This window comes from Amphritea atlantica (genome assembly GCF_024347255.1).
Classification (GTDB): domain Bacteria; phylum Pseudomonadota; class Gammaproteobacteria; order Pseudomonadales; family Balneatricaceae; genus Amphritea; species Amphritea atlantica.
In genome coordinates this window covers 143,484-168,441 of sequence record NZ_AP025284.1, presented here as the reverse complement: position 1 = coordinate 168,441, position 24,958 = coordinate 143,484, and the positions used below count along the sequence as shown (strand labels likewise).

Sequence of the window (24,958 nt, the reverse complement as noted above, 5' to 3'; positions counted from 1 at the left end):
CCATGCTTCAGACTCTGTTTTTTTATTGTCGAGAGCTGCAATGACACTGGATCGTCGCCGATTTTTATATGGCCTGTTTTTCTGCTGCGTCACCCTGATGTTCTGGGGGATGCTCCCCATTGCCCTGAAACTTTCGACCGGATTTATCGATCCGGTCACCTTTACCTGGCTGCGATTTACCTTTGCCGGTGTGGTGATGGTCATCTGGCAGGCCAAACGGAGCAAATTGTCAGAGTTCCGCAACCTGTCGGCAACCAACTTTATCCGGCTCATGGTGGCCGGGACGATGCTGATCGTAAACTACACCTTTATGGTGTGGGGACTGAGCTATCTTCACCCCGGTGCGGCACAACTCAGCTTTCAGTTAGCGCCGCTGTTTCTCACCCTGGGAGGCTGGTGGTTTCTGAAGGAGCGGGTGTTCTGGCAGCACTGGGCCTGTTTTGCCCTGATGGCAACGGGGATGCTGCTGTTTTTTCATCCGGCGATTGAGAGCAGCACCGGGCTGACCGGTATCGGCTTTCTGATTATTCAGGTGTCAGCACTGGGCTGGACCGCTTATGCGCTGCTGCAAAAGTCGTTGTTCAGGGTGCTGTCGCCCTCCAATATTCTGCTTAGCATCTACCTCTATGCACTGGTGGTCATGCTGCCCTTTAGCCATCCGGCGTCTTTGCTGGAGCTGGATACTCAGGACCGCTGGGTCACGTTGTTCTGCTGCGTGAACACACTGGTCGCTTACGGATCATTTGCCCAGGCGATGCGTTACTGGCAAACCGTGCAGGTGAGTGCCTGCATCGCCATGGCCCCGGTTGTCACCTTTATTCTGACTGAGCTCTGTGTCAGCTTAACGCTGTTCAACGGGGTCATCTTTTCCGCTGATGCCGATCGGTTAAGTCTGCTGGGGATGGCTCTGGTGATCATTGCGGCTATCACCGTGCAACTGATCAGCCCGGTACTGGAAAAACGCCGGATAAAGGCGCTGCACACGCTATCGGTTGTGACAGATCGCTAACGACAAAGACTCTGTACCGCGACTGAGACTGATGATCGCCCGGTGCCGGATCAGCTGAAAGCCCGGAAATACTCAGCGAAGATTCTCAGTACAGGCAGCGATTACAGATCGATAGGAATCGCGGTTTCATTTTTAATCTCGCGCAAGGCAAAATTGGATTTCACCTGACTTACCCCCGGCAGGCTGAAGATTTTTTCATTCAAAAAACGGTCATAGGCAGCCATGTTCTGAATGATTACCCGCAGAACATAATCGGTATCTCCGGTTACGGCATAACACTGCAAGACTTCCGGGTAGCCCTGTACAGCCTTATGAAACTCAACAGCATGATCCTCCTGATGACGGATCAGAGTGACCATTATCAACACGCAGAGGTCATAGCCCAGGGCCTCAGGGTCAACCAGCGCCGTATACTTTTTCAGTACTCCTCTCTCATCCAGAGCCTTCACCCGACGCCAGCAGGCGGCAGAGGAGAGACCAACTTTGTCCGCCAGTTGCTGATTAGAGATACGGCCATCTTCCTGCAGGGTGGCCATAATATGACGATCATAACGATCGAGGGTTTCAGCCATACTCTCACCTATCCACCAAAAAACGAAATATTATCCATATAAAGCACAATAAATATAAAGATTCTTTCTTATTACACGTGAATAACCAATCAGTTTGCAAGCACCTTTCGTAAAAAAAACCATACACTTTGCTGCATCAGGTGGGGCCATTTATTCAGATCAGTAGATACGCCTCACCGCATAACAATAACAACGATGACTAAGGTGTCTGGTATGAACCATTACGATCGGAGTCCGGATCAGGGCAATACTGATCCGACCACTATCGGGGCGGCCCTTGCCGATGATGCGGCGACGCAGGATTTAGACAGTTATACCCTCGATGACCGCTATCTGCGCAAGACCGGGCGCGTTTTCCTGACCGGAACCCAGGCACTGGTTCGTCTGCCAATGATGCAACGGGAGCTGGACCGCAAGAATAATCTCAATACCGCAGGCTTTATCAGTGGCTACCGTGGTTCACCCTTAGGCGGCTATGACCAGGCCTTGTGGCAGGCCAAAAAACTGCTGCAGGCGCAGAACATAGACTTTATCCCGGCGGTGAATGAAGAGCTGGGCGCCACACTGGTGCTGGGAACCCAGCAGGTTGAAACCGCTGCAGATAAGAATGTCGATGGCGTGTTTGCCATCTGGTACGGCAAAGGCCCCGGGGTTGACCGCGCCGCAGATGCGTTAAAGCATGGCAACGCCTTTGGCAGCTCGCCTCGTGGTGGTGTGCTGGTCGTCGCAGGGGATGATCACGGCTGCGTTTCCTCCAGCATGCCGCACCAGTCTGATGTAGCATTCATGTCGTTCTTTATGCCGATCATTAATCCGGCCAGCATTGCAGAGTATTTCGAATTCGGCCTCTGGGGCATTGCGCTATCCCGCTTCAGCGGCACCTGGGTCGGATTCAAGGCAATTTCAGAAACCGTCGAGAGTGCCGCCTCGGTCGACATTGCTGAGTTGCCGCAATTTACCATTCCACAGGATTACACTGCGCCAGAAGATGGTCTGCACTATCGCTGGCCGGATCTGCCCGGCCCACAGATGGAAACCCGGATTGAGAAGAAGCTTGAAGCGGTGGCGGCATTTGCCCGTGCTAACCCGCTGGACCGCTGCCTGTATAACCTCAGGCAGGCCCGCATGGGTATCGTCACCACCGGTAAAGCGCACCTTGATCTGATGGCTGCACTGGAGATGCTGGGGCTTAGTGAAACGAAGCTGCGCGCTCTGGGTATTGATATCTATAAAGTCGGCCTGGTCTGGCCACTGGAAAAGCATGGCGCTATGGACTTCATCCGCGGTAAGGAAGAGGTTCTGGTGATTGAAGAGAAGCGCGGCATTATCGAAAGCCAGATCAAGGAACACCTGTCAGCCCCCGATGAGACCATTAAAGTCCGGATCATCGGCAAACATGACGAACAGGGCAGACCTCTGGTGCCTTATGTCGGCGAACTTGGTCCGAACATGCTGGCTAAAGTGGTGGCTGACCGAATCACCCTGCTGCTGGGTGAGAATTTCCGCGAACAACTGGCAGAGATCGGCCTCCGTGGCAGTAGTGTATGTGATCCACAGGGGGTACGCCGCTTACCCTACTTCTGCTCCGGCTGCCCGCACAACACCTCCACTAAAGTGCCGCAAGGCAGCAAGGCTCAGGCCGGCATCGGCTGTCATGTGATGGCGACCTGGATGGGACGGCAGACCGAATCACTGACGCAGATGGGCGGTGAAGGGGTAAACTGGGTGTCGAAGTCGCGCTACCTGGACAACACACATATCTTCCAGAATCTGGGCGAGGGGACTTACTTCCATTCCGGCACACTGGCGATCCGTCAGTCGGTCGCTGCCCACACCCATATTACTTACAAAATTCTGTTTAATGATGCGGTCGCCATGACCGGCGGTCAGCCGGTTGATGGAGTCATTAGCGTACCGGCCATTGCCAGGCAGGTGCATGCCGAGGGTGTGCAACGTATTGCCATTGTCAGCGATGAACCGGAAAAATACAGCGACAAGAGTATCTTCCCGTCGGTGGCAACCTTCCACGATCGTCTGGAGCTGGATGTTGTACAGCGTGAACTGCGGGAAATAGCGGGAGTAACGGTACTGATCTACGATCAGACCTGCGCCGCCGAAAAACGTCGCCGACGTAAACGGGGCCAGTTCCCTGACCCGCAGAAGCGCATCTTTATCAACCACAATGTCTGCGAGGGCTGTGGTGATTGTTCAGCGCAGTCTAACTGTCTTTCCGTGGTTCCCCGTGAAACGGAACAGGGACGTAAACGCCGTATCGATCAGTCCTCCTGTAACAAAGATTTCTCCTGTGTCGAGGGATTCTGCCCGAGCTTTGTCACCATTGAGGGTGGCACACTGCGCAAAGGCGCTGGCGTCACCACCGGTGAAGCCTTCCAGCAAAAGATTGCCAGTCTGCCACTGCCGCAACAGGCACCGCTGACAGGCTGCTACAACCTGCTGGTTGGCGGTGTCGGGGGGACCGGTATCGTCACCATCGGAGCACTTATCACCATGGCCGCCCATCTGGAATCCAAAGGTGCAACAGTACTTGATTTTATGGGGTTTGCGCAGAAAGGCGGCACCGTACTGAGTTATGTCCGTCTGGCTCCAGAACCGGATGCCATCCACCAGGTGCGGATTGAAACCGGTCAGGCCGATGCGATGATCGCCTGCGATATGGTGGTGGCGACGACCGATAAAGCACTCACCGTCTTGCGTAAGGATCATAGCCGTGCAGTCCTCAATCTGGCCGAGATTGCCACCGCGGACAACGTGCTCTACCGGGATGCGGATATGGAATCCACCCGCCGGACACGTATCCTCAACGAAGCGCTGGGCGATGATCGTCTCGCGTCTCTGGATGCCAACCGCCTCGCGGAAGCGCTGCTGGGCGATACTGTTTTCTCCAATGTGATGATGCTGGGCTTCGCCTGGCAGCAGGGCCTGGTGCCGGTTTCACTGACGGCGCTGCAAACAGCCATAGAGATGAACGGCGTAGCGATTGAAAAAAACCAGAGCGCATTTAACTGGGGTCGCCTGGCGGCGGTGGATCCGGCATTTGTCAGCCAGAGTGCCGGCGGACACACACCGGCACCCGAGCGGACACTGCAGCAAAAAATTGAACGCAATGCAGAGTTTCTCAGTCGCTACCAGGATAGCGCTTATGCCGGGCGCTACCGGTCACTGGTGAAGCAGATTGCGGAAGCGGAACAATCCCTGGCCGTTAACAGCACCGAACTCACCGGACAAGTAGCCACACAGCTGTTCCGCCTGATGGCGTACAAAGATGAATACGAAGTCGCACGTCTTTATACCGGGACAGACTTCCTACAAGAGGTCGCCCAGACGTTTACTGGCGATTACCGTATTAAATTTAATATGGCGCCGCCACTACTGGCGCGTAAGCGTGATAGCCAGGGACGCCCGAAGAAGATGCAGTTTGGCCCCTGGGTTCTGAAAGGTCTGCGTATGCTGGCTAAGATGCGTCGTCTGCGGGGTACCCCTCTGGATCTGTTCGGTTACAACCCAGAACGCAAGCTGGAACGGCAGTTACGCGACGACTATATCACCCTGATCAACGATCTCAGCAGCTCGCTCACCCGGGATAACCTCGCGACGGCCATTGAACTGGCGGCCGTGCCTGCAGAGGTCCGCGGCTTCGGACCGGTCAAGGAAAAGGCGGTCAGAGAAGCACAGGCGCGGTCTCAGTCCCTGCAGCAACAACTCAACCAGAACCGGGTTTAACCCGGTCGGGAACAGGTCAGGAGATCACTATGTTTGAACAGCTAAAACCCGTGCCACAGGACCCGATTCTGTCGCTGCTGGCGGACTACAGAGCCGATACACACCCCCATAAGCTCGATCTCGGCATCGGCGTTTATAAGGATGAGCAGGGAAATACACCAATCATGCGGGCGGTTAAAGAAGCGGAACACCGTTTACTAACGACCGAGAAAAGTAAAAGCTACACCACTCCGGCCGGTACCGATGAATACAACCAACTGGCGAGAGCACTGGTGTTTGGCGCAGACCATGCTGCGCTCAGAGATCAGCGTGTCGTCTCAGCGCAAACCCCGGGAGGCTGCGGAGCACTGCGAATGGGGGCCGAATTTCTCCACGGTTGCAACCAGAAGAGCCGCGTCTGGGTGAGTCTGCCAACCTGGGCTAACCACGCCCCACTACTGGCGGGAGCGGGCCTGGAGATCGTCGAATATCCCTATTATGACTACGCCACCCATGGCATTCAGTTTGAAGCGATGCTAGAGGCGCTGGAACAGGCCAGCGCCGGGGACTTTGTCCTCCTGCATGGCTGCTGCCATAACCCCAGCGGGGCTGACCTGAACCGGGAACAGTGGCACGCGGTGGCCGATCTGATGGCGCGTAAAGGGCTGATCCCTTTTGTCGATATGGCATATCAGGGGCTGGGTAATGGTCTCGATCAGGATGCCTTCGGTGTGCGCATGTTGGCGGAACGTTTTCCGGAGATGCTGGTAGCGACCTCCTGCTCGAAAAACGTCGGTCTCTACCGTGAACGAACCGGCACCCTGTTTATTGTCGCCGCCAACCGTGCTGAAGCGCAAACCGCAGGCAGCCAGCTGTTCAGTAAAATCCGCAGCCACTACTCGATGCCGCCGGCCCATGGCGCTGCCATTGTGGAAACCATCCTGGCTGATGCAGGCCTGACGGCATCCTGGGAGTACGAACTGGCAGCGATGCGGGAGCGGATTCAGGGGCTGCGTCAGCAGTTGGTTGCCGCGATTGCAGCGTCCGGTATCGATGGCGACTTCGCCTTTATCCAACAGCAGTTTGGCATGTTTTCCTTTCTCGGAATCACTCCACTACAGGTAGAACAGCTACGTCAGGACTACAGCATCTACATGATCAACTCCAGTCGTATGAATATTGCCGGGCTGAATCAGGGCAGCATGGATTACTTTGTCTCGGCCCTGACTGAGGTGTTAAGCGCCCGCTAGAAGCGACCGGTCAGGCCAACAGTTGTTGCCAACCACTGATCAACAAAAAAGCCCGGTAACAGATTCTGCTACCGGGCTTTTTGTTGTTTCAGCTAGCGGCTGGGCTGATATCAGAGGCGCACCTCAATACCCCGCTCCCGCATATACTGCTTGGCTTCAGGGATGCTGTATTCATTGAAGTGGAAAATCGATGCTGCCAGCACCGCGTCCGCCTTTCCTTCAATACAGCCAGCTACCAGATGATCCAGGTTGCCAACACCGCCAGAAGCGATAACCGGCACATTAACCGCTTCACTGATCGCCCGGGTGACGCCAAGATCGTAGCCGTTTTTCACGCCATCCTGATCCATAGAGGTCAGCAGAATCTCGCCAGCCCCCAGCTTCACCATCTTCTTCGCCCACTCAACCGCATCGATACCGGTTGGCTTGCGACCACCGTGAGTAAAGATCTCCCAGCGGTCCGTTTCGCCTGGCTGAGACACCTTCTTAGCGTCAATCGCCACGACAATACACTGCGAACCAAACCGCTCCGCCGCTTCACGCACAAAGTCAGGGTTAAATACCGCAGCACTGTTGATCGATACTTTATCGGCACCGGCATTGAGCATGGTACGGATATCCTCACAGGTGCGAATTCCCCCACCCACGGTCAGCGGTATAAACACCTGCGATGCCATCCGCTCCACGGTATGCACCATGGTATCGCGGCCTTCATGGGTCGCGGTGATATCGAGAAAGGTGATCTCATCCGCACCCTGTTCGTCGTAACGCTTGGCCACCTCGACTGGATCACCAGCATCGCGGATATCGACAAACTGCACCCCTTTCACAACGCGGCCGTTTTCAACATCCAGACAGGGGATAATACGTTTTGCCAGTGCCATGGTTTTTACCTATAAGAACTCATATAAAACATTAGACCGGAACCCCTGACAGGGATTCCGGCGTTGCTCTGCGGGTCAGGGCTTACCATTCCAGTTGAGGAAGTTTTTCAGCAACTGCAGCCCCACCGTATGGCTTTTTTCCGGGTGAAACTGTGTCGCAAATACATTATCCCGGGCGATCGCCACATCGAAATCAACCCCATAGTGGCAGTTACCCGCCACCCGCTGTTTCTCTACTGCATCAACATAATAGCTATGGACAAAGTAGAAGCGACTACCATCGTCAATGCCCTGCCACAGGGGGTGATCAAAGCGCTGATGGACTTCGTTCCAACCCATATGCGGCACCTTGAGGCGCTCACCATCGGTCTCTTTCAGATCATCGCCGAAGAAGCGCACAGTTCCCTCAAAATGGCCCAGACAGTCAACACCACCATTCTCTTCAGAACGTTGCATCAATGCCTGATACCCCACGCAGATCCCCAGAAACGGCTTGCCGGAGGCGATCGCCTCAGCCACCTCTTTATCCACACCCAGACGGCGAATCTCCGCCATACAGTCGCGAATTGCGCCAACACCCGGCAGCAATACCCGGTCAGCACTACGTACTTTTTCAGGATCAGCGGTCACCATCACCTCGACGCCGGGCATCACATGCTCCAGCGCTTTAGCCACCGAGTGCAGATTCCCCATGCCATAATCGATAACGGCCACACTGCTCATTTACAGCGTTCCCTTAGTCGAAGGCATCTGATCAGCCGCGCGCTGATCAATGGTCAGCGCACCGCGCAGCGCCCGGCCAAACGCTTTAAAGATCGTCTCCGCCTGGTGGTGGGCATTAAAGCCTTTGAGGTTATCGATATGCAGCGTCACCCCGGCGTGATTAACAAAGCCCTGGAAAAACTCCCAGAACAGCTGAGTATCAAAACGCCCGATACTGGCGCGGGTAAACTCGACATTCATATCCAGCCCTGGACGGCCGGAAAAGTCGATCACCACGCGGGACAACGCCTCATCCAGCGGACAATAGGCATGACCAAAACGCAGAATACCCTTTCTGTCACCCACGGCCTGTGCGAACGCCTGGCCCAGGGTAATACCAATATCTTCCACCGTGTGGTGATCATCGATATGGTTATCCCCTTTCGCCACGATATCCATGTCGATCAGGCCATGACGGGCAATCTGATCCAGCATGTGTTCAAGAAAAGGCACGCCGGTATCAGCATTCAGCTTACCGCTGCCATCCAGATTCACAGAAGCAGTGATCTGGGTTTCCAGGGTGTTACGGGTGACGGAGGCTTTCCGTTCAGCCATGATCTTCTCCGCGATGGGTTAACAACAGTTGGTACAAACATTCAAAAAAATAAGCCGCCATTATACAACCAATAGAGCGTCAATGCGTAGCACCAGGCAGGATTAAGCTCACTAAAAGCCGAATGCAACTGACTGATTTCATGTGCGGTTAATCTAGGGTCTGTAAAATCGTTCTGCTACTATGCTGTTATAACTCTTGTTTACCGAGAGATCTGTTTTGCCGAGAGATGGTTCAAGGAGAAATCATGAAAACGTTTTTAAAGGTTTTTGGTGGCCTGGTTGCCCTGCTGCTGATCGTCATCGTTGCAGGCGGAGTCCTGCTGGGGATGTTCTTCGATCCGAATGAATATAAACCAGAAATCAAAAAACTGGCGCTTGAGAAGGGCGGCGTACAGCTGGAGATCGATGGCGATCTGGGCTGGTCTGTATTCCCCTGGCTGGGTATCGAAATCAACCAGATCAAGGTCAGCTACCCCGGCAAGCCGCAGCTGGCCGAGCTGAATCAGGCCCAGGTATCCGTTGAACTGCCGGCACTGCTGTCCGGTAACGTCAAAATGAGCAGCATCCTGCTGGATGGTCTGACGCTGAATCTTGAAAAGAACAAAGATGGCAGCACCAACTGGGCCGTCTCCGGTGCCGGTCAGCAAGCATCGGGAACCGTTGAAACCCCAACACCCAACGCTGCAGAAGCCTCAGGTGGCGCCGCGATCGCCCTGGATATAGAAAGCATCGCCATCACCAACGGTAATATCAGCTATGTCGATGCGGCCGCTGGCAGCAAGGTGTTGCTGAAAAACTTCACTATGACCTCCGGTAAAGTCACCACCGGTGCATTCTTCCCGGCAGAGCTGAGCTTCCAGGCGGAACAGTACCAGGCCGATCAGAAACAGATGACGGTCGATGCCGCACTCAAAGCGCAATTTTTCCTCGACCTGGCAAATCAGCAATACCAGATCAAAGGGCTGGAAAGCACTCTGGGCCTGACCGGCGCGCCATTTAACGGTAAAACCGTCAACGTCAAACTCGATGCCGACATTTCAAGTGATCTGAATAAAGAAACGGCCACCCTGTCAGATTTGAGCCTCAGTGCTGCAAACCTTATCGCCAGTGGCGATGTAACCGTCACCAGTTTCAGCAAACCGGTTATCACAGGCAACCTGAAAGTCGCTCAATTCAGCCTGCAGGAGCTACTGTCATCGTTGGGTCAGCCGGCTATCGAAACCACCGATCCGGATGTTCTCAAAGCGATCAGCTTTAATGCAGAACTGGGTGGTGCACCAAACACCCTGGGACTAAACAAGATGAGCCTGAAACTGGATGACACCAGCTTCAACGGCAACCTTGCAATGAACCTGGCCACCGGCTCTATCGCATTCAACCTGAAAGGCGATGAGCTCGATGCCGACCGCTATCTGCCACCGGCAAAAGAGCAACCTGCACAGGCCTCTGCGGCGGGCTCTGACAAGTCTGCTGGCTATTCAAAAGAACCCGTGGTTCCGGTTGAGCTCCTGAAAGGGCTGGATCTGGATGTTGATCTGGGACTGAAGAAGCTGCTGATCAACGGCCTCACCCTGAGCAATCTGGAGCTGGACACCAGCGCCCATGGCGGTCTGGTCAATATGAGCAAGATCAACGCCGATATGTACAGCGGCACCCTGCGCAACTCAGTGGTGATCGATGTACGCAAATCACCGACCCGTTTCCACGTTAAGAAAAACATCAAAGGGATCCAGATCGGCGATCTGCTGAAAGATATGGCAGATACCGACCGCCTCACCGGGACGTTCAACACCCAGACCGATATAACCGCACAGGGCGAATCGGTATACGCCATTGTTAACAGCCTCAACGGTAATTCCAATGTCACCATGCCCGATGGCACCGTCAAAGGGATCGATATCGCCCAGACCATCTGTCAGGGCTTTAACAACGTTGCCGCACTGGGCGTTAATGCTGAACAGGTGGACCGTTCCACCCCGTTTGCCGATCTCAGCAGTAACTTCAAATTCACCAACGGTGTGGTCAGCAACAACGACCTGATTACCAAGCTGGATGCGATTACCCTGCGCGGTAAAGGCAAGGTCAGTCTGCCCGCGCAGAACCTGGATTATCGTCTCGGTCTGACCATCGAAGAAAATCTGTTCAAGAAAACCTGTGCCGTGAACAACAACCTGGAAGGGGTTGAGTGGCCGGTTAACTGTAAAGGCAGTTTTGATACTGAGCCGGCTAAACTCTGTCGCCCGGATGCCAGCGTGCTGAAAGAGCTGCTGAAACAGAAAGCGAAAAAACAGCTGGAAGGCAAGCTGATGGATAAACTCGGTGGCGGCGAAGGCAGCAAAACCGAAGATGCGAAGAAACTGTTGAAAGGACTGTTCGGTAACTAATTTGATGACACCTGAACAATTCGCTAACGCCGTGCTGGTCTGGTTTGACCAGCATGGCCGTCACGACCTGCCCTGGCAGGCGCAGAAAACCGCCTACTTTACCTGGCTCTCTGAAATTATGTTGCAGCAGACCCAGGTAACCACGGTGATCCCCTATTTTGAACGCTTTCGCCAGCAATTCCCCACTGTCGATGATCTGGCAGCCGCTGATCAGGATGAGGTGCTGCATCTGTGGACTGGGCTGGGCTATTACGCCCGCGCCCGCAATCTGCATAAAACCGCCAAAATCGTCAGTCAGGATTTCGGCGGCCAGTTTCCCGAAACCGTTGCCGAGCTGGAGCAGCTGCCCGGTATCGGCCGTTCCACAGCGGGTGCAATTCTGTCGATCTCCACCGGCAAGCGGGCGGCGATTCTCGATGGCAATGTGAAACGGGTGCTGGCCCGTTACTATGCCATCGATGGCTGGCCCGGCACCACCGAGAACATCAAACAACTGTGGCACTACGCCGAGCAAAACACTCCCAGCGAACGGGTCGCCGATTACACTCAGGCGATGATGGATATGGGCGCCACCCTCTGCACCCGCAGCAAACCTGCGTGTCTGCTCTGTCCGCTGCAACAGGGGTGTGAAGCTTATCGGCAGGGCCGTGCCAACGAACTGCCTGAGTCCAAACCGAAAAAAGTTATCCCGGTAAAACAGACCCTGATGCTATTGATTGAAGATAACGAAGGTCAGATACTGCTGCGTCAGCGTCCCCCAACCGGTATCTGGGGCGGTCTGTGGAGCCTGCCGGAAACCTCCGACCTGCGTGATGCCGAACAGGAAACCGGCCTGCCAGTCGATGCTGACAGCGCCACACCGCTGGAACCGCTGCGACACACCTTCAGCCATTTCCATCTGGACATCACCCCGGTAAAAATCGCCCTGCGTGAAGCCAGTCTGGAGAGCGAACCCCGCAAAGCCCTTACAAACCGTGTCATGGAACAGCCCGCCACTCTCTGGTATAACTTACGCCAGCCACAGAAGATCGGTCTGGCCGCCCCGGTGAAAAAGCTGCTGGGCAAACTGAAGTAGTCGCCAAAAACCGGTCTGAGCGTAACCGAGCAGAATAACGTTGGAGAATAAGATGACCCGCACCGTCATGTGCCGCAAGTACAAAGAGGAACTCGAAGGTCTGGATAAGCCCCCCTATCCGGGCGCTAAAGGCCAGGAGATCTTTGATACCATTTCGAAAAAAGCCTGGACCGAGTGGACCGCCCACCAAACCATGCTGATCAACGAAAAACACCTGAGCCTGATGGACCCCTCTACCCGCGAATTCCTGCAGCAGGAGATGCAGAAATTTATGGATGGCGAAGACTACGAAAAAGCCGAAGGCTACGTACCCCCGCCAAAATAAGAGATTTAACTTGTAGGAGCGGCGTCCCGCCGCGATAGGGCAACGAATAATAATCATCGCCGCGAGGTACCCAGAGGGCATGCCAGCACGTCTCCCACACTCTCAGCAGCAGATTTTTCCATTCTGATGAGATGACCAAAAGGCTGAAGCTGGAAGAATATTAAAAAAAGCGGGCAGCTGTATTGACAGCGCAGCCTGAAATCAGTTTAATACGCACCTCCTGTTTGCCCGGATAGCTCAGTCGGTAGAGCAGAGGATTGAAAATCCTCGTGTCGGTGGTTCGATTCCGCCTCCGGGCACCACTCAGGACTGAATCAGCCTCACTTTGTAGTGGGGCTTTTTTGTGTCTGGAAGAATGTTAGGGCGTCCTCGAACCTGGTTCGATTATGTAACCGCGCGAACTTTTTGGCAACGATTTGCGTTCTTTTTGGCCTATCTTCACCATAAAAAATAAGATAGAACATGCTTAAGTAGCGATGCTACTTATAGCTACCCACCCTAGGTAAAAAACACCTATAGCAAACGATAAAAGCCCTGCTGTTCCCAAAGCCCATGCGAAAACGTCAATCCACACAGGAATTACTGTTTCGGTCGACTCACCATCTAGTTCTTTTCTCCATCCCTCACCAAGTATATAGCCCCCTAATATCATGAATAAAACCACTAAAATCATGAATACAATGCTTATAAAGAGCAATGACCATGACCACTGAAGCATAGCAACAGCGGATTCACTCAGATCTGGCGCATCTTTTTTGGCAAAAAGCCCCATTGAAATAGTTAATGCTAAACCATCAACGGCTAATATATATCGAACAAGGAGATCCACTCGCTTTCGTGTATCCGCTTGATTCTCATTGAACTGTTTTAGCTTTTCCAGATGAATCTTTTGCTGCTCATGGTTATTTCCTTGGGTCTGTTTTTCCATTTACATGACGTCCTTTATCAAAAAAGACCTTGCTGGCCTCTTGCCTTTGGTTTTTCTTTCCAGTTGCCGAATATCAGTTCAATACAGTCTGAGGCTTTATCAGAACCACCAACGGTGTACTGGTAATCTACTTCGACCACCGGCAAGTTTGCAAATACCTTTCGAATGTCGGGGTGGTCGTTGATACTGATGATCATGTGGCCCTGTATCGATTCGGCCAGTCTGGCCATCTCTTCATACTCTTCAAAGCCGAACGGGACTCCGTAGCCTTCTGTCTGCCAGTAGGGTGGATCACAGTAAAACAGAGTGCCGGGGCGATCGTATTTCTTGATGATGCGCTTCCAGTCGAGATGTTCAATGGTTGTATTGGACAACCGGTAGTGAGCATCGGCGAGATCTTGCTCCAGTGTGAATATATTGAAGCGGGGTCTGCCAGTGGTGCTGGTCCCGAAGCTCTGGCCTTCAACCTTGCCACCGAAGGCCAGTTTCTGCAGGTATAGGAAACGAGCTGCCCGCTGTATGTCGGTCAGAGTTTCCGGTGGTGTCTGCTGCATCCATTGCCAGTTCTGGCGACTGGTTAGTATCCATTTAAACTGCTTATACAGCTCCTCGAGATGATGCTTAACAACCCGGTAAAGATTCACCAGGTCGCCATTAACGTCATTCAATATTTCAGTTTGGCTGGGTTCTTTTAAGAAGAACAGAGCTGCTGCTCCACTGAACGGCTCAACGTAACATGAGTGCTCAGGGAACAGCGGCAGAATGTGATCGGCTAGTTTTCGTTTCCCGCCGATCCAGGGTATGAGGGGCTTTGCCATGATATGTACCTTTCATATCTCTGGAGCTCGCGGCCCTCTGGTTTATTGCCCCGCAGCGGGAGCATTTTATTTCTAAAACTTGAAAAATTGCTTTAGCCAGCAGCTTATTACAGCGCTGACAACGTATGTCTTGCATGTGAACCTACCTAAAATCTGATAGGCTTGCTTTGCCTCGCGAGGCAGGGAAGCCCTGGGTTGGTTCACGTACCTGGTTTACGTGTTCTGACGGCTCAATAACGTTGCCGCGTTATTGGGTCGCTTCCTTCTGTTTCTTACTTTGCTAATAGTTCTTAATACAGAATCATGTTGTGTTGTGGCAGCGTTGGGGCTGATTGTTTTATCTCTCCTCCTTTGATGTATACATTCCCACCGGGGGTGCCGGTGCCTATTACCTTTAGTCTGTCGCCACTAAGAAGTTCAACGGTTGATTCTGTGCCGTCAGTGCTGATTATGGTGGCTATCTGGGTTGAGTCTTTCTCCAGCAGGCTCTCAAATTGTGTCCATACGTTAGGCATTGATCCTCCTATCCGCTGACAGTTGCTGACGAACGGTCAGCCCCTGGTCGTTGCTTTGAGCATTGATGGTGGTGCCGGATATCTGCACGGGGTATGTTTCGTTGAGATCCTGAATTTCTACCAGATGACCCGGTAACAGCAGCCCGGGAGCCAGACCGTAATCGGTTAGCCAGGTCGTGAAGCTCATCTCTTCCCAGGTGCCGCCCTTGGCAATCTCGATGCGGGCGCGTTCATAGCCTGCGCTTTGGTGTGTGACCAGATCGTCTGTTACTAACGGTGCAAGCTCATCACCTGCGGTGCCATCACGGGTTAGCGTGACAATAACACCGCCAGTTTTACCTCCTGCAACGATGGCCCGGTTATACGTCGGTAGTGTTTTGAATTGACTGCCCGCCTGATGGATAAGCGAAGCAGGGAGAATGGCATCTAACGCTGTACCTGGATCATTCCACTTGTGCGGGCTGACGGGGTAGCGGGGCTTAACGATCAGCTGTTTATCAGCTGCATGACTTTGCACGATGGCACCAGCAGTGTTTGCCAGGCGTTTTATCACTGCGATCGGGTCTAACTCGTGATAGCTGAAAGCACCGCCCGGGATCAACCAGTCAGTGGCTTGCCAGTCGAGCGTCCAGCCAGTATTCGCCAGCTCTTGCTCTGCCAACTGCTGAGCGGTGTAAGGCGCGCTGATAGCCTTACTTCTCTTTGGTGCATAAGGATCTGAGAGTATCCCGCTACGGCTTTTTCCTTTGATTGTTAAACCTGTTTGCCCGAACTGGCGAGTTCGACCATAACTTTCAACTATCGCGGTGAATAGATGGCCATTAATCTCGCAGGCGATCTCACGCGGGCCATTGCTATCAGGCTTGAGCAGGGCTATATCCGATTCATGCTTAATTGTGGCGCTGAAACGCCAGCCCCACGAGTCAGCATCGGTGCTCCAGTTAACGTTAGTCGCTGCAATTTCAGCCCCGTCAGGGGTGCGATACAGGGTTAATACAGGCATGAAGATATAAACTCCTCTGATATCTGGCTGAGGTGGGCGGGCGGCTTCCTCCTCTGGCTCGGCTGTCCAGCCCGGGCTGTAAGCGTAATCTGGCGTTGGCCGGGTCCAGCTGCCATCACCCCAGACAGCCTCGCGGCTTTCATCTACCGACGGCGGCGTGTTGTGGGCGATCACTTTGCCAGGATCAATTGGCCGGATAGGCTGATTTTCATACGGTGATGCAGCGCCCCAGCTGAAGCTAACTACATCAGCCGCAGGTGGCGTATAAGCCTCAGTAAAGCTGAAATTAACCTCATATCGCCAGGGTGGCGTGTAGTCTCGCGTGTCCCATATCAGGCGGTCACCGAAGTCATCGACACGCTGGAACTGATAGAGGCTGTCAACATCTACCGGTGGCGGCCAGTTCCAGGGGTCTAAATGATCTTTATCCAGCACCAACACAAAGTCAGCCCAGAGCTGATACTTGATCAGGTCGGTGGGTAGTGGGTAATTGCTCGGAAGATCGGTACTGCTGTTCAGTAAGCTGATAAAGCTATCCCAGCCGCTGCTGCGCTCGGTGTCAAACTGCGGGAGCATGCTGTGAGGCATTTCCGGTTCGGTATTGCGCCCGGTGCCGTTCTGCCATCGCCCAGCGCTGCTGGATTGTTTGTTGGGTGAGTCGTTGTGCGGCAGGTCTGATTCAATGTCTGCTATTGCCGCGACACCCCAGCGATAGCCTGAATTATCGTTTGATGACCCGCCTGTCAGGGTGACAACGGGTATGCTTTCACCCCATTGCAGATCAACACCACATATCATTCCTGGAAGTTCAGTCGTTAGGGTCAGCGCAGCGCCTCGCGCCAGATGCAGGTCGGACTGAATCTGCGGCAGTGTTGCCGCTATAGTCAGATCACGGACGTTATCAAGTATCAGCTCTATGGATGGCTGCAGTGGCTGCAACTGCAACGCGATCTGCAGGTCTATTGGTTGCGCGTGTTCCGCTTCGATCGCTGCCGATAGCACCGACAGTGTGGGCGATATTGCTAGCTCGAACGCCGCCGAATCAACAAACGAAAAATCAACAGCATTCCCGGCAGGGGGTGTATATGCACCGGTAAAGTTGAAGTTTACTGCATTACCTGCCGGGGGCGTGTAGGCCATTTACGCACCAGGTTCGATCAACTGCGGTATGGTTCCCGCTTTAATCCGGACAGGGCCGCCCGATACGATATTGGTTGTGTTGATGATGAAGGCTGCGCCCGATCCTGTCACGCCGACACTACCATCCAGTACGTTGTTGCCGTCACCGTCTTTAAATCGCCCCCAGCTTGCAATATTACTGGCATCGGCGCTGCTGTCTTCGGCCCAGGCATTAAACGTCAGCACTCCGTCTGCCACGGTGCCGCTGGGCTGGCTTAGGGTGAGCGTGGCAAGTAGAACGGGAATCTCGCCCATATCCTGCCAGGTGATATCGTTATCGGTGACGGTGCCGCCATCAGTTATCCAAGCGGGCGCTGCACCTGCGCTGGTGCCGGTGTTTTCTGCACGGTAGTAATGCCCGACTGCTGTAGCGTAATCACCCGCCGTGTAGACGGTGCTTATGGCATGGGCTGTCATCGATGTAATAGAGGCGTCAGGGTCTGGCTGCCCGCCGCTGTATTGCTCAAATACTGCCGGGGTTGCTGCCGCGTCCAGTGCGGTGATGATGCAGGTAGCGCGGGCGTTTCTGAGTGCGGTTGTCATTCGGATTGTCACTTTTTAAGTCCTTAAAGTTGGATTGATAGGACCGTGAATTAAAGGGCGGTATCCGGCAGGCGGAACAGCAACAGCATACACTTGTGTGCCATTTGTGAGCGATATTGCATAGTTCCCGCCAGCATCGCAGGTTGAGGTTTTTAATAGCTCACCTGTGCCAGCGTTATAAATCCTGACCTCGGTAATGCCTGGAGATAAATCAACGGTTACTGACCCCCTTACCTCGTATGGTTCTGGCGAGTCATCGGTTAAATAAACGTCCTCGATCTCGGTGTCGCTAAGGGCGAGATTATAGATCAGGATGCTGTCAATTAGCCCTTCAAAGTAAGCTTCGGCTCCAGGGTAACCCCTTCTGCCAATGTAAAGGCTATCAGTTGCCCGGGAGGTATTTCGAGTAACGGTTTTTGATGCCACGCCAGCGCCATCGAGGAATAACGTTGCAACTGTGCCGGACATTCTCAGTCCTGCATGACTCCACCCCTCGCCTACAGCCGGTCCTTTTACTTGTACGTTACCGCCACCTTCTCCCAGTTGGCTATTTAGATAGCCGCTATCATCACGGCCGATGAGTTCAAAAAAAGCAGGGATAGCAGAGTATTTGGATATCAAAACATTGTCGGTTCCTACCGGCTTATAACGCACCAATATCACAAAATCACCCGTCAAACCGTCAAGCGCGCCAGGGGCAAATGATATATGGTCGCCATTTCCGTTGAACGACAGAGCGTTTCCATGAAAGCCGGGGACAGAAATAGCCCCGTGGATAGTTCCGTTAAGGTTTCCCATTTCATCGATCAGCGTAGTGCCATCGATGTTATCCATTGTCCAGTGAGCATAAAGCCCAGTTAACTGGATAGCCATCAGTCTGCATCTCCTCTGATCTGCAATTTAAACGAATCGTCGGCTTTCGTCGGTGTGCCGCTGATTGTCGTTCTAGCAATCCAGATCGGCGCGTGAGCGGCGTCTGTATTGAAGCGCAGCACGTTGTTCGTGGCCCAGCCTGACCCCCATCCGTCAGCCAATATTGTGAAATAAGGCTCTCCGGTTATAGGATTTATTGGTGCGCAGTTTATTGAAGTGCTGCCAGTGGCTATCTGACCAGACACCTCACCAACCACGTTAAACGTGGTTGAACTGGTGAAGATAATCGCCCAGCGATCCCGAATAGCGTTTTTATTATCGGCCTGCAGGGGGTACAGCAGGTCGTTATATTGTGCTGTGGTATTGCTGCCGATACGGGCATCTGACCAGGTACTGGTCCAACTTGCCTGGCTGAACAAGTGGTGCACCCGGCTGCCGATATCGCCAAAGATCAAGGCGCTGGAGATAAAGGTATCTGCGGGGTCGTATGCTCTGGAGATAGCCCCCACCAGAGCCAGCTGACCGTTGATTTGCGCTTCATTTACCAGCGCCATATCTTCGATACGGTGGACAGCCTTCAGCGGCTCAGTGTAAGCGCTCAGGTCTGCCGGGTTGGCCATCGTAACAACACCCGTCTCCCGGTTTACCGTATAGAGCGAAGAATCGACCCTTGCGCCAGTCTGATCGATCAGATAGCAGGACGCCAACTGATCACGGCTTAGGTTCTCCACATCTCCAGCTGATAGCGGGCTGCTCAGCGTTTCGTTTTTGGTGCTGTGGATGACAATAACATCGCCACTTCTGATGATCGGCACCCGGCCGTCAATTGGCAGGCGTACCGGGTCCAGCCCCAAAATTGAGGCATCGAGCGGCATTGTTGAGTAAACCACGGCGTTAAACTTCATAGTGCCGGGGTCGACCGGATCGGGTACCCAGATTGTGCCATCTTCCAGAATATCGGCTGCGCTATACCATAGCTCTGTGCGGTTGTACGCGGTCAGAGTGCTTTCCAGCACATAACGACCAAATTGGACACTAACAATACCGGTTTCATAATCAACAGCGCCCTGTGCGTCATTTGTATCGATCACGCCTTGTCCGTTAGGGGTTAAACCGATCAGAGTGCCGTCTGGCTTGTTGACGCGAAGGTACAGCGAGGAAGGCCGTAGCGGTGCGCCGGGTGTTCTGAAATACAGGTCATGCGCTGTCCAGTCACCGTATTTAGTCAGCATTGTTTTGATTGTCAGGCTGTTGTTTCCGCCACCCTGGTAGCTATCAAACGAGATCTGCCCGGATGCGTAATCAATACTACCCGCCGCAGTGGCCGCGCCGGTGTTACGATCCCAGTCGGTGTAGATAGTGCCTTCCCGGTCGATATGGGTTTTGCCATTCCAGATGAACTCCAGACTGCCGGGAACAATCTTCCTGATAGTTGTCGGCGTCAGATCCAAGGTGACATTTGGTAGGGCTGCACTCTCAGACACAGCGGTTGGTGTCACACTGTCCTGCTGATAATGCACAGCGATATTGCCCGAGATAGTGCCGCTACGGGTCTCGGATCGATAAGTCCCTATAAAATAGCTATTTCCCTGGCTATCGCTGTAATTAACCGGCATTGATACAGCGCCCGTGGCATAGTTAATCGTACCGCCGTTGTTAAGGGTGCCATCACCCTTGTCATACACTGTGACTGTCTTTGTGCCGCTCTCAGTTGATGTGGTGAACCCCTGATTATCATAGGACCAGTTTTGGCTGAATGACGCAGAGAAAGTCCCGGGCTCAACTGGCGCGGCCGCGACTGTGAATGTAGCGTTATTCCCGCTCATGGAGTAGCCGCTGACATCTTCCGCCTGGATCGCGCCCTTGTCATAATCAATGGTCAGCACCGCGCCGCTGTCTGGCATCGCGGTAGGTTTCAAGCCTACTTGCCCGAGGCCATAAATCACTCGCCCGGTACCGTCACCGATCAGATTGCCGCTTCCATCATCGGTGGCCGTTTTTACAACGCCACCAGCATCCCAGCTTAGCGTTAGGCTGCCCGGCAGTATCTCGCCTGCTGATACGGTGAATGTCAGATAAGCAGGTTCAACATCAGGGTCGGTGGTGCGAATCTCATAGTGTACCGGGGTTGCCCAGGTGTAGATAATCTCGCTCTCTGTGTCGGGTAGCGCTCCCAGCGTGGCCACGACTGATCCGGTTGTGTAATCAATGGTTCCAGCACCGCCTGCTTCATCTACCAGAACACCGGTGCCGTCATCCTTCATCTGGTACCACTCGCCCTGTGCCATGTAATCAATGAATAGGGTTCCCGGCTGAGGGATTGGGCGCAGGGTCTTCACGTAGTTATAACCACGATTCGCCAGCGTTATCGTTTCGTGAGCAGTGTGGGCGGTGTCGTAGATAGCGGCCGCTGGTGCGGCTGTGAAGGTATAACCATACGTGCTGTATGATTTTGCACCTGTCACTGCACCACTATCGTATTCGATAGTGCCGTACTGTGTGCCAACAATGCCATATGTAGTACTGATGCTTGATGTGCAGATCAGGTTGCCATTGCTGTCATCTTCAAATGTCGCGTTATTACCGAGGTTTAACGTGACCGACCCAGGCACCACTGCCCGGCCAAATGAAAATCCAGCCGCAATCAGGGTGTAGCTAACCGATATGGAATACGGGTCACCGGCGGCAACGAGGTTTTGTCGGTCTACACCGGCTTGCACGTCAACCACCGGACTTTCAACCGTGGCACTTGGTACCAGCTGGCCGAACATAGAAGTCGCTTTGATGCTCATATCGCCCGGGCTGATCGCCGTGTCCAGCGGTACAATGCCGTAGTAATTGCTAGCGTCAGCCACCTGAGTTGAACGAAACACTGAGGGCGTAGAAACAGAGGAGAAGCGGCTGGCGGTTTGAGGGCCCGGGAATGTAGCCCGCAGGGCTGACCCTATATCCAGCACATAAACACGCCGTTCAAAAACGCCTCGGTCGTCTTCAAATTCTTGTATTTCATGGCTGACCGAATCGATGCGGATATATTGCTCTGCGCCAGTCAGTTCACCGCTGGAATCCTCTTCACGAATCAGGTACACCTGCCCGACCTCCGGCAGCTTTGCATCCACCCGGGAATACAGTTTAACCATCCGCTGGCCTTCCAGCTGGTCGCCCAACAGGGTGTAATCCGATACCGGGCCTTTCACTACATAGCTCTCTATCCGGTCACGGGCGTCAGTACGCTCATCGGTATAGCTATCGGTGCTGAACATCACCACTGAAACGCGAGGGTCTGCCGGGGCGTCGGTAATGATCGCATGGCTGCCGTAGTACATATCTTTGTTGGCAGTCTGAACGGCCGCATAAGCTTTGCGCAGGTTGACCCGACCATACGTGCGATCAAGCCGTGATATATCAGGAAACAGGTTATTAACCACACCATCCTCAACGACCACCGCGCTCATCATGCCGCCGCCGTCAGCGCTATCAGATAGACGCTCTGACGCCATGAGTTTGATGTCTGTGTCTAAAATTGTCATGCGTTATACCACCATCAGTCGGAGGGTAATTATGTAGAGATCGTCCGGTGCAGGGTCAGTAACCGGCTGCACTGGGTTTGCAGTGAGTGGGCCATCGGCCTGACGAAACATCACCGAATAGGTTGTGCCCTGCAGCGACAACGAATGCACCTGGCCGGGTTGCTGCACTAATGCATACAGAAGCTCAACCGTGGCTCGGGTTGCCCAGCCATCGACCAACGTGATCGGTCTGCCAGCCTGCTGCGCGGCTTCCTCGACAATCAGGGCACCGGTTAACGTCACATCAGCGCTCTGGCGTACAGCAGACCAGGCGAATTCATCAGACCAGATCAGGTCATCGGGGAGTGTGATCGCGTTCAAGGTAATCATCGTGAAATACTCGCAGCGTCACTCAGTTGACGAACCAGCACCTCGGCATCGGACTCAAAGAACTGTCCACTGATTGATTGGCCATTATCTGACTTGAAGTGCACCGTCATGGTTTTGCCTTCTGCTACAGCAGCCGGTGCTTGAGAAGCAGGCGCAGTGGGTTCCTGGTTGTATTGAGGCTGAGCCTGGGTCTGAGCTTTCTCCTGCTCGATGTTTTTTAGACGCAGTTGATGCGCTTCTTTTAACAGTTGTATGGCCTGGTTTGCCTCTTTCATCGCATCTGCATTGCCTGAGTCTCGGGCTGCTTTTTGTGCCGCACGCAGCTCACTCAACTGACGTTCAAACTGATTCACTTCAATAGATGCGTTATCACCTTTGAGGGCTGCCAGCTCATCTCTTAGGCTGGCCACGGTGTTGCTGAGATTGTCGGTTAACTGTTGGCTTTCACGGTTTATGGCATCCATCGCGGTGCGCAAACTATCAAGACGGGTTTTATCCAGCAGGGTAAAAGCACTGAGAGACTTTTCGCCATTTCTGGCCAGCGCAGCGGCCTGCTGGCCTCCTTGTTCCAGCACTTTGGCCATACGCTCTGCAGCGGCGGCCTGCTGGTGATAAGACTCCATGACTTTTTTGCCTTCGTGTAACTGATACCCGATTGCTTGCTTCAGGGTTTGTAGATAGAGCAATGTCCCAAAGTGGAACTTATCCATGACTTTGTCATAACCCTCACCAATCCGGCGCCACTGCTCACTCATAACAGAGCCGAGTTCATCCCACTGAGCCTTCGTTTTATCTCCAAGCTTCAGCGCGTATGAATACCCCGCCAGCAGGGAGGTGTTGTGCTTCTCTTTGCCTTTGGCATTTTCAGTGGCTGCCTTGGCATTTTCTGTCGTGGCCTTAGTGTTTTCTTTAACCGCTGTCGTTTCAGTGCCCAAACCGTCAGCCATCGTTTTAACGGTTTTTTTGGCCTGTTCTGCTTTATTCTTTAGGGCGTCTAACGCATCAGCGGCAATAAATAACCCCTGCACCAGATGGTCAGTCGATACGCGGCCATCTTGTCCAAGCTGTTCAAATTTCTTCTTGAGCTGCTCAACATCTTCTTGAGTTTTTGCTGTATTAATACTGTCAACAAACGCATCCCGCAGTTCTTCACTGGTCGCTTTGGCTTTGTTGGTGATCGCATCAAACTGGCTGACAATCTCTGACTTTGCCGTTGAAACAGCTTTTTTAAGGGGTTTCAGGCCGTCACTTGCCAGCGTATTCCAGGCATCAGAGATATCCGCTGCATCCTGCTGCAGCGCTTCTTTAAACGCCTTGCTGACACCCTGCATACCCGCCGCCTCAATACGATAACGGGCAGCGGCTTCTTTCATGCCCACAGCACCCAGCCCTTTCGACAGCGCATCCAACATGGCCGCAATGGCTGAAGAGACGGTCCAGGCAACGGTTTTAATACCGGCTGTAAAGCCGTTGAAAACAATAGAGAAGGCGGCAAAAATTTTATTAGTGCCTGTAAGCGTCTCATTTAACGAGTCAAGAATACTGCTGGCACCCGCCAGCAGCTCCTCAAAACTGCCCACCGAATCCGTCAGAAATTTCTTGGTCTTAGTCGTAGCGCTGACTAAAAAGTCTGATATCTGTTGGGCATATTCTTTCAACCGCCCGTCTGCAGCCATCTGGCCAAACAGCGCCAGCATCTCTTCGAGCTGCGATTTGGCAAAATCAAACACCCCGGCATCGGCAATTAAGCCAACAAAATTGGTCCAGTAATCTTTCAGGTTGCTGAACAGACCGTTCCAGGTCTTCATCTGGGCAGCCGCCGCACCCTTAGATGCACGCCCCATCTCATCAACCAGCAGCGCTATCTCTTTGCGGCCGAGTTTGCCCGCCGCACTGAGCTTTTGCAGTTCAACCGTATTTTTTCCGGTGGCTTTCGCCAGCAGATCCCATACCGGCACACCGCGCTCAATCAGCTGCAGCGCCTCTTCGCCCTGGAGCTTTTGTTTTGTCCAGGCTTGCCCCACCGCGAGAATAACGCCTTCCATTTTCTCCTGGGAAAAGCCAAGCTTGGCGGTCTGATCAATAATCGCCTGGTATGAACCATTCATCGGGTCGATACCGAAGGCTTTAAGTTTGATAAACCCCTCGGCAACACCGGTCAGCTCTGCCGGGGTTGTCGCTGTGAACTCCTTGATCCATTGAACGGCTTCTTTGCCTGCTTCAATAGATCCCATCAACGTGGTTATCTGGGTTTCTAGCAGTTCAAACTGTGCGCCGGTGCCAATAATGCCGCTAAACGCATTTTTCAGCGCATTGATGCCCAGGTATGTCCCGGCCAGGGCGATAACTTTAGTGGTGAGTGTTGAGATGCCACCGCTGGCAGCATTTGCCGCTTCCTTGTTCTTTTTCAGGGTTTTATTGGTTTTTTCCAGTCCCTTAACAAACCGCCCATTGGCTTCGCGCATCCGATCGCTTTTGTCGATAAATCGACCGGATGCTTTATCAGCCTCGGTCAACTTGTTGCCATACTTGTCGACCGACTTAGCCGCACCCTGAGTGCTGGAATCGGCACCCTCTACCGCACCACGAAATTTAGCCAGCGGTACGCTGGCTAAATCACGGGCCTTAATCAGAATACTGAGGGCGGTTTCCTTCAGAGCCATC

20 protein-coding genes and 1 tRNA gene are annotated in these 24,958 nt (G+C 53.4%); 7 read left to right on the top strand and 14 right to left on the bottom strand.

Annotation, left to right across the window (positions count from 1 at the left end):
- Positions 1 to 40: 40 nt before the first annotated feature.
- Positions 41 to 1,009, top strand: a complete 969-nt coding sequence (locus OCU43_RS00835; RefSeq protein ID WP_091354586.1) for a DMT family transporter — start codon at positions 41 to 43, stop codon at positions 1,007 to 1,009.
- A gap of 101 nt (positions 1,010 to 1,110) precedes the next feature.
- On the opposite strand, the gene OCU43_RS00830 is transcribed toward OCU43_RS00835, so the two are convergent.
- Positions 1,111 to 1,581 (bottom strand): Lrp/AsnC family transcriptional regulator, encoded by a 471-nt coding sequence (locus OCU43_RS00830; RefSeq protein ID WP_091354583.1) that lies wholly within the window; start codon positions 1,579 to 1,581, stop codon positions 1,111 to 1,113.
- Between the two features lie 213 nt (positions 1,582 to 1,794).
- Here OCU43_RS00830 and OCU43_RS00825 point away from each other — a divergent pair, with 213 nt between their 5' ends.
- Together OCU43_RS00825 and OCU43_RS00820 are read left to right on the top strand one after the other, a co-directional pair.
- Positions 1,795 to 5,322 (top strand): indolepyruvate ferredoxin oxidoreductase family protein, encoded by a 3,528-nt coding sequence (locus OCU43_RS00825; RefSeq protein WP_091354580.1) that lies wholly within the window; start codon positions 1,795 to 1,797, stop codon positions 5,320 to 5,322.
- A 29-nt stretch (positions 5,323 to 5,351) separates the two neighbouring features.
- Complete coding sequence (locus OCU43_RS00820; RefSeq protein WP_091354577.1) at positions 5,352 to 6,551, top strand: amino acid aminotransferase; 1,200 nt, start codon at positions 5,352 to 5,354, stop codon at positions 6,549 to 6,551.
- Positions 6,552 to 6,661: 110 nt separating this feature from the next.
- On the opposite strand, the gene hisF is transcribed toward OCU43_RS00820, so the two are convergent.
- The 3 genes from hisF to hisB all read right to left on the bottom strand — a co-directional run bounded on the left by hisF (position 6,662) and on the right by hisB (position 8,752).
- Positions 6,662 to 7,435 carry an imidazole glycerol phosphate synthase subunit HisF gene (gene hisF, locus OCU43_RS00815; protein ID WP_091354576.1) on the bottom strand — a complete coding sequence of 258 codons (774 nt, stop codon included), beginning with the start codon at positions 7,433 to 7,435 and terminating at the stop codon, positions 6,662 to 6,664.
- Between the two features lie 75 nt (positions 7,436 to 7,510).
- Complete coding sequence (hisH, locus tag OCU43_RS00810) at positions 7,511 to 8,158, bottom strand: imidazole glycerol phosphate synthase subunit HisH (protein ID WP_091354574.1); 648 nt, start codon at positions 8,156 to 8,158, stop codon at positions 7,511 to 7,513.
- Positions 8,159 to 8,752, bottom strand: a complete 594-nt coding sequence (gene hisB, locus OCU43_RS00805) for an imidazoleglycerol-phosphate dehydratase HisB (protein WP_091354572.1) — start codon at positions 8,750 to 8,752, stop codon at positions 8,159 to 8,161.
- Positions 8,753 to 8,997: 245 nt separating this feature from the next.
- Between hisB and OCU43_RS00800 the strand changes: the two genes are divergently transcribed.
- The 4 genes from OCU43_RS00800 (at position 8,998) to OCU43_RS00785 (ending at position 12,838) form a co-directional block, all read left to right on the top strand.
- Positions 8,998 to 11,136, top strand: a complete 2,139-nt coding sequence (locus OCU43_RS00800) for an AsmA family protein (protein WP_091354570.1) — start codon at positions 8,998 to 9,000, stop codon at positions 11,134 to 11,136.
- A 4-nt stretch (positions 11,137 to 11,140) separates the two neighbouring features.
- Entirely contained in the window at positions 11,141 to 12,211 is a 1,071-nt protein-coding gene (gene mutY / locus OCU43_RS00795) for an A/G-specific adenine glycosylase (protein ID WP_091354567.1), read from the top strand.
- 52 nt (positions 12,212 to 12,263) lie between these two features.
- Positions 12,264 to 12,536 (top strand): oxidative damage protection protein, encoded by a 273-nt coding sequence (locus OCU43_RS00790; RefSeq protein ID WP_091354565.1) that lies wholly within the window; start codon positions 12,264 to 12,266, stop codon positions 12,534 to 12,536.
- Between the two features lie 226 nt (positions 12,537 to 12,762).
- Positions 12,763 to 12,838 (top strand) — tRNA-Phe (locus OCU43_RS00785).
- A gap of 164 nt (positions 12,839 to 13,002) precedes the next feature.
- Here the strand turns inward: OCU43_RS00785 and OCU43_RS00780 are convergent.
- The 10 genes from OCU43_RS00780 to OCU43_RS00735 form a co-directional block, all read right to left on the bottom strand.
- Positions 13,003 to 13,464, bottom strand: coding sequence for a hypothetical protein (locus OCU43_RS00780; RefSeq protein ID WP_091354562.1), 462 nt, complete (start codon positions 13,462 to 13,464; stop codon positions 13,003 to 13,005).
- A 17-nt stretch (positions 13,465 to 13,481) separates the two neighbouring features.
- Positions 13,482 to 14,282: a DNA adenine methylase gene (locus OCU43_RS00775; protein WP_091354561.1), complete on the bottom strand. Its 801-nt coding sequence runs from the start codon at positions 14,280 to 14,282 to the stop codon at positions 13,482 to 13,484.
- On the bottom strand, positions 14,209 to 14,418 hold the full coding sequence (locus tag OCU43_RS00770) for a Com family DNA-binding transcriptional regulator (protein ID WP_091355241.1): 210 nt from the start codon (positions 14,416 to 14,418) through the stop codon (positions 14,209 to 14,211). The genes OCU43_RS00775 and OCU43_RS00770 overlap by 74 nt, the downstream gene beginning before the upstream one ends.
- Positions 14,419 to 14,572: 154 nt before the next feature.
- Positions 14,573 to 14,797, bottom strand: a complete 225-nt coding sequence (locus OCU43_RS00765; protein WP_091354558.1) for a hypothetical protein — start codon at positions 14,795 to 14,797, stop codon at positions 14,573 to 14,575.
- A complete protein-coding gene (locus OCU43_RS00760; RefSeq protein ID WP_091354556.1) occupies positions 14,790 to 16,940 on the bottom strand; it encodes a hypothetical protein in 2,151 nt (716 codons plus the stop codon). The genes OCU43_RS00765 and OCU43_RS00760 overlap by 8 nt, the downstream gene beginning before the upstream one ends.
- Positions 16,941 to 17,534, bottom strand: a complete 594-nt coding sequence (locus OCU43_RS00755) for a hypothetical protein (RefSeq protein WP_139203134.1) — start codon at positions 17,532 to 17,534, stop codon at positions 16,941 to 16,943. It lies immediately after the preceding gene.
- A 3-nt stretch (positions 17,535 to 17,537) separates the two neighbouring features.
- Complete coding sequence (locus tag OCU43_RS00750) at positions 17,538 to 18,395, bottom strand: LamG domain-containing protein (RefSeq protein WP_091354552.1); 858 nt, start codon at positions 18,393 to 18,395, stop codon at positions 17,538 to 17,540.
- Positions 18,395 to 21,925, bottom strand: coding sequence for a hypothetical protein (locus OCU43_RS00745; RefSeq protein WP_139203133.1), 3,531 nt, complete (start codon positions 21,923 to 21,925; stop codon positions 18,395 to 18,397). The genes OCU43_RS00750 and OCU43_RS00745 overlap by 1 nt, the downstream gene beginning before the upstream one ends.
- Before the next feature lie 3 nt (positions 21,926 to 21,928).
- The gene (locus OCU43_RS00740) at positions 21,929 to 22,294 is read right to left on the bottom strand and encodes a hypothetical protein (protein WP_091354548.1); all 366 of its coding nucleotides are present in this window, start codon (positions 22,292 to 22,294) and stop codon (positions 21,929 to 21,931) included.
- Entirely contained in the window at positions 22,291 to 24,957 is a 2,667-nt protein-coding gene (locus OCU43_RS00735) for a tape measure protein (RefSeq protein WP_091354546.1), read from the bottom strand. Before OCU43_RS00735 ends, OCU43_RS00740 begins: the two co-directional genes overlap by 4 nt.
- Between the last annotated feature and the right edge of the window lies 1 nt (position 24,958).

Excerpts from the sequence above, each read along its gene's own strand:
- OCU43_RS00740 (WP_091354548.1), bottom strand. The coding sequence starts at position 22,294 with ATGATTACCTTGAACGCGATCACACTCCCCGATGACCTGATCTGGTCT.
- OCU43_RS00780 (WP_091354562.1), bottom strand. The coding sequence starts at position 13,464 with ATGGAAAAACAGACCCAAGGAAATAACCATGAGCAGCAAAAGATTCAT.
- OCU43_RS00760 (WP_091354556.1), bottom strand. The coding sequence starts at position 16,940 with ATGGCCTACACGCCCCCGGCAGGTAATGCAGTAAACTTCAACTTTACC.
- hisB (WP_091354572.1), bottom strand. The coding sequence starts at position 8,752 with ATGGCTGAACGGAAAGCCTCCGTCACCCGTAACACCCTGGAAACCCAG.
- OCU43_RS00820 (WP_091354577.1), top strand. The coding sequence starts at position 5,352 with ATGTTTGAACAGCTAAAACCCGTGCCACAGGACCCGATTCTGTCGCTG.
- OCU43_RS00790 (WP_091354565.1), top strand. The coding sequence starts at position 12,264 with ATGACCCGCACCGTCATGTGCCGCAAGTACAAAGAGGAACTCGAAGGT.
- OCU43_RS00825 (WP_091354580.1), top strand. The coding sequence starts at position 1,795 with ATGAACCATTACGATCGGAGTCCGGATCAGGGCAATACTGATCCGACC.
- OCU43_RS00775 (WP_091354561.1), bottom strand. The coding sequence starts at position 14,282 with ATGGCAAAGCCCCTCATACCCTGGATCGGCGGGAAACGAAAACTAGCC.
- OCU43_RS00800 (WP_091354570.1), top strand. The coding sequence starts at position 8,998 with ATGAAAACGTTTTTAAAGGTTTTTGGTGGCCTGGTTGCCCTGCTGCTG.
- OCU43_RS00745 (WP_139203133.1), bottom strand. The coding sequence starts at position 21,925 with ATGACAATTTTAGACACAGACATCAAACTCATGGCGTCAGAGCGTCTA.
- OCU43_RS00835 (WP_091354586.1), top strand. The coding sequence starts at position 41 with ATGACACTGGATCGTCGCCGATTTTTATATGGCCTGTTTTTCTGCTGC.
- OCU43_RS00830 (WP_091354583.1), bottom strand. The coding sequence starts at position 1,581 with ATGGCTGAAACCCTCGATCGTTATGATCGTCATATTATGGCCACCCTG.
- mutY (WP_091354567.1), top strand. The coding sequence starts at position 11,141 with ATGACACCTGAACAATTCGCTAACGCCGTGCTGGTCTGGTTTGACCAG.
- OCU43_RS00735 (WP_091354546.1), bottom strand. The coding sequence starts at position 24,957 with ATGGCTCTGAAGGAAACCGCCCTCAGTATTCTGATTAAGGCCCGTGAT.
- OCU43_RS00770 (WP_091355241.1), bottom strand. The coding sequence starts at position 14,418 with ATGCAAGACATACGTTGTCAGCGCTGTAATAAGCTGCTGGCTAAAGCA.
- hisF (WP_091354576.1), bottom strand. The coding sequence starts at position 7,435 with ATGGCACTGGCAAAACGTATTATCCCCTGTCTGGATGTTGAAAACGGC.
- OCU43_RS00750 (WP_091354552.1), bottom strand. The coding sequence starts at position 18,395 with ATGGCTATCCAGTTAACTGGGCTTTATGCTCACTGGACAATGGATAAC.
- hisH (WP_091354574.1), bottom strand. The coding sequence starts at position 8,158 with ATGAGCAGTGTGGCCGTTATCGATTATGGCATGGGGAATCTGCACTCG.
- OCU43_RS00765 (WP_091354558.1), bottom strand. The coding sequence starts at position 14,797 with ATGCCTAACGTATGGACACAATTTGAGAGCCTGCTGGAGAAAGACTCA.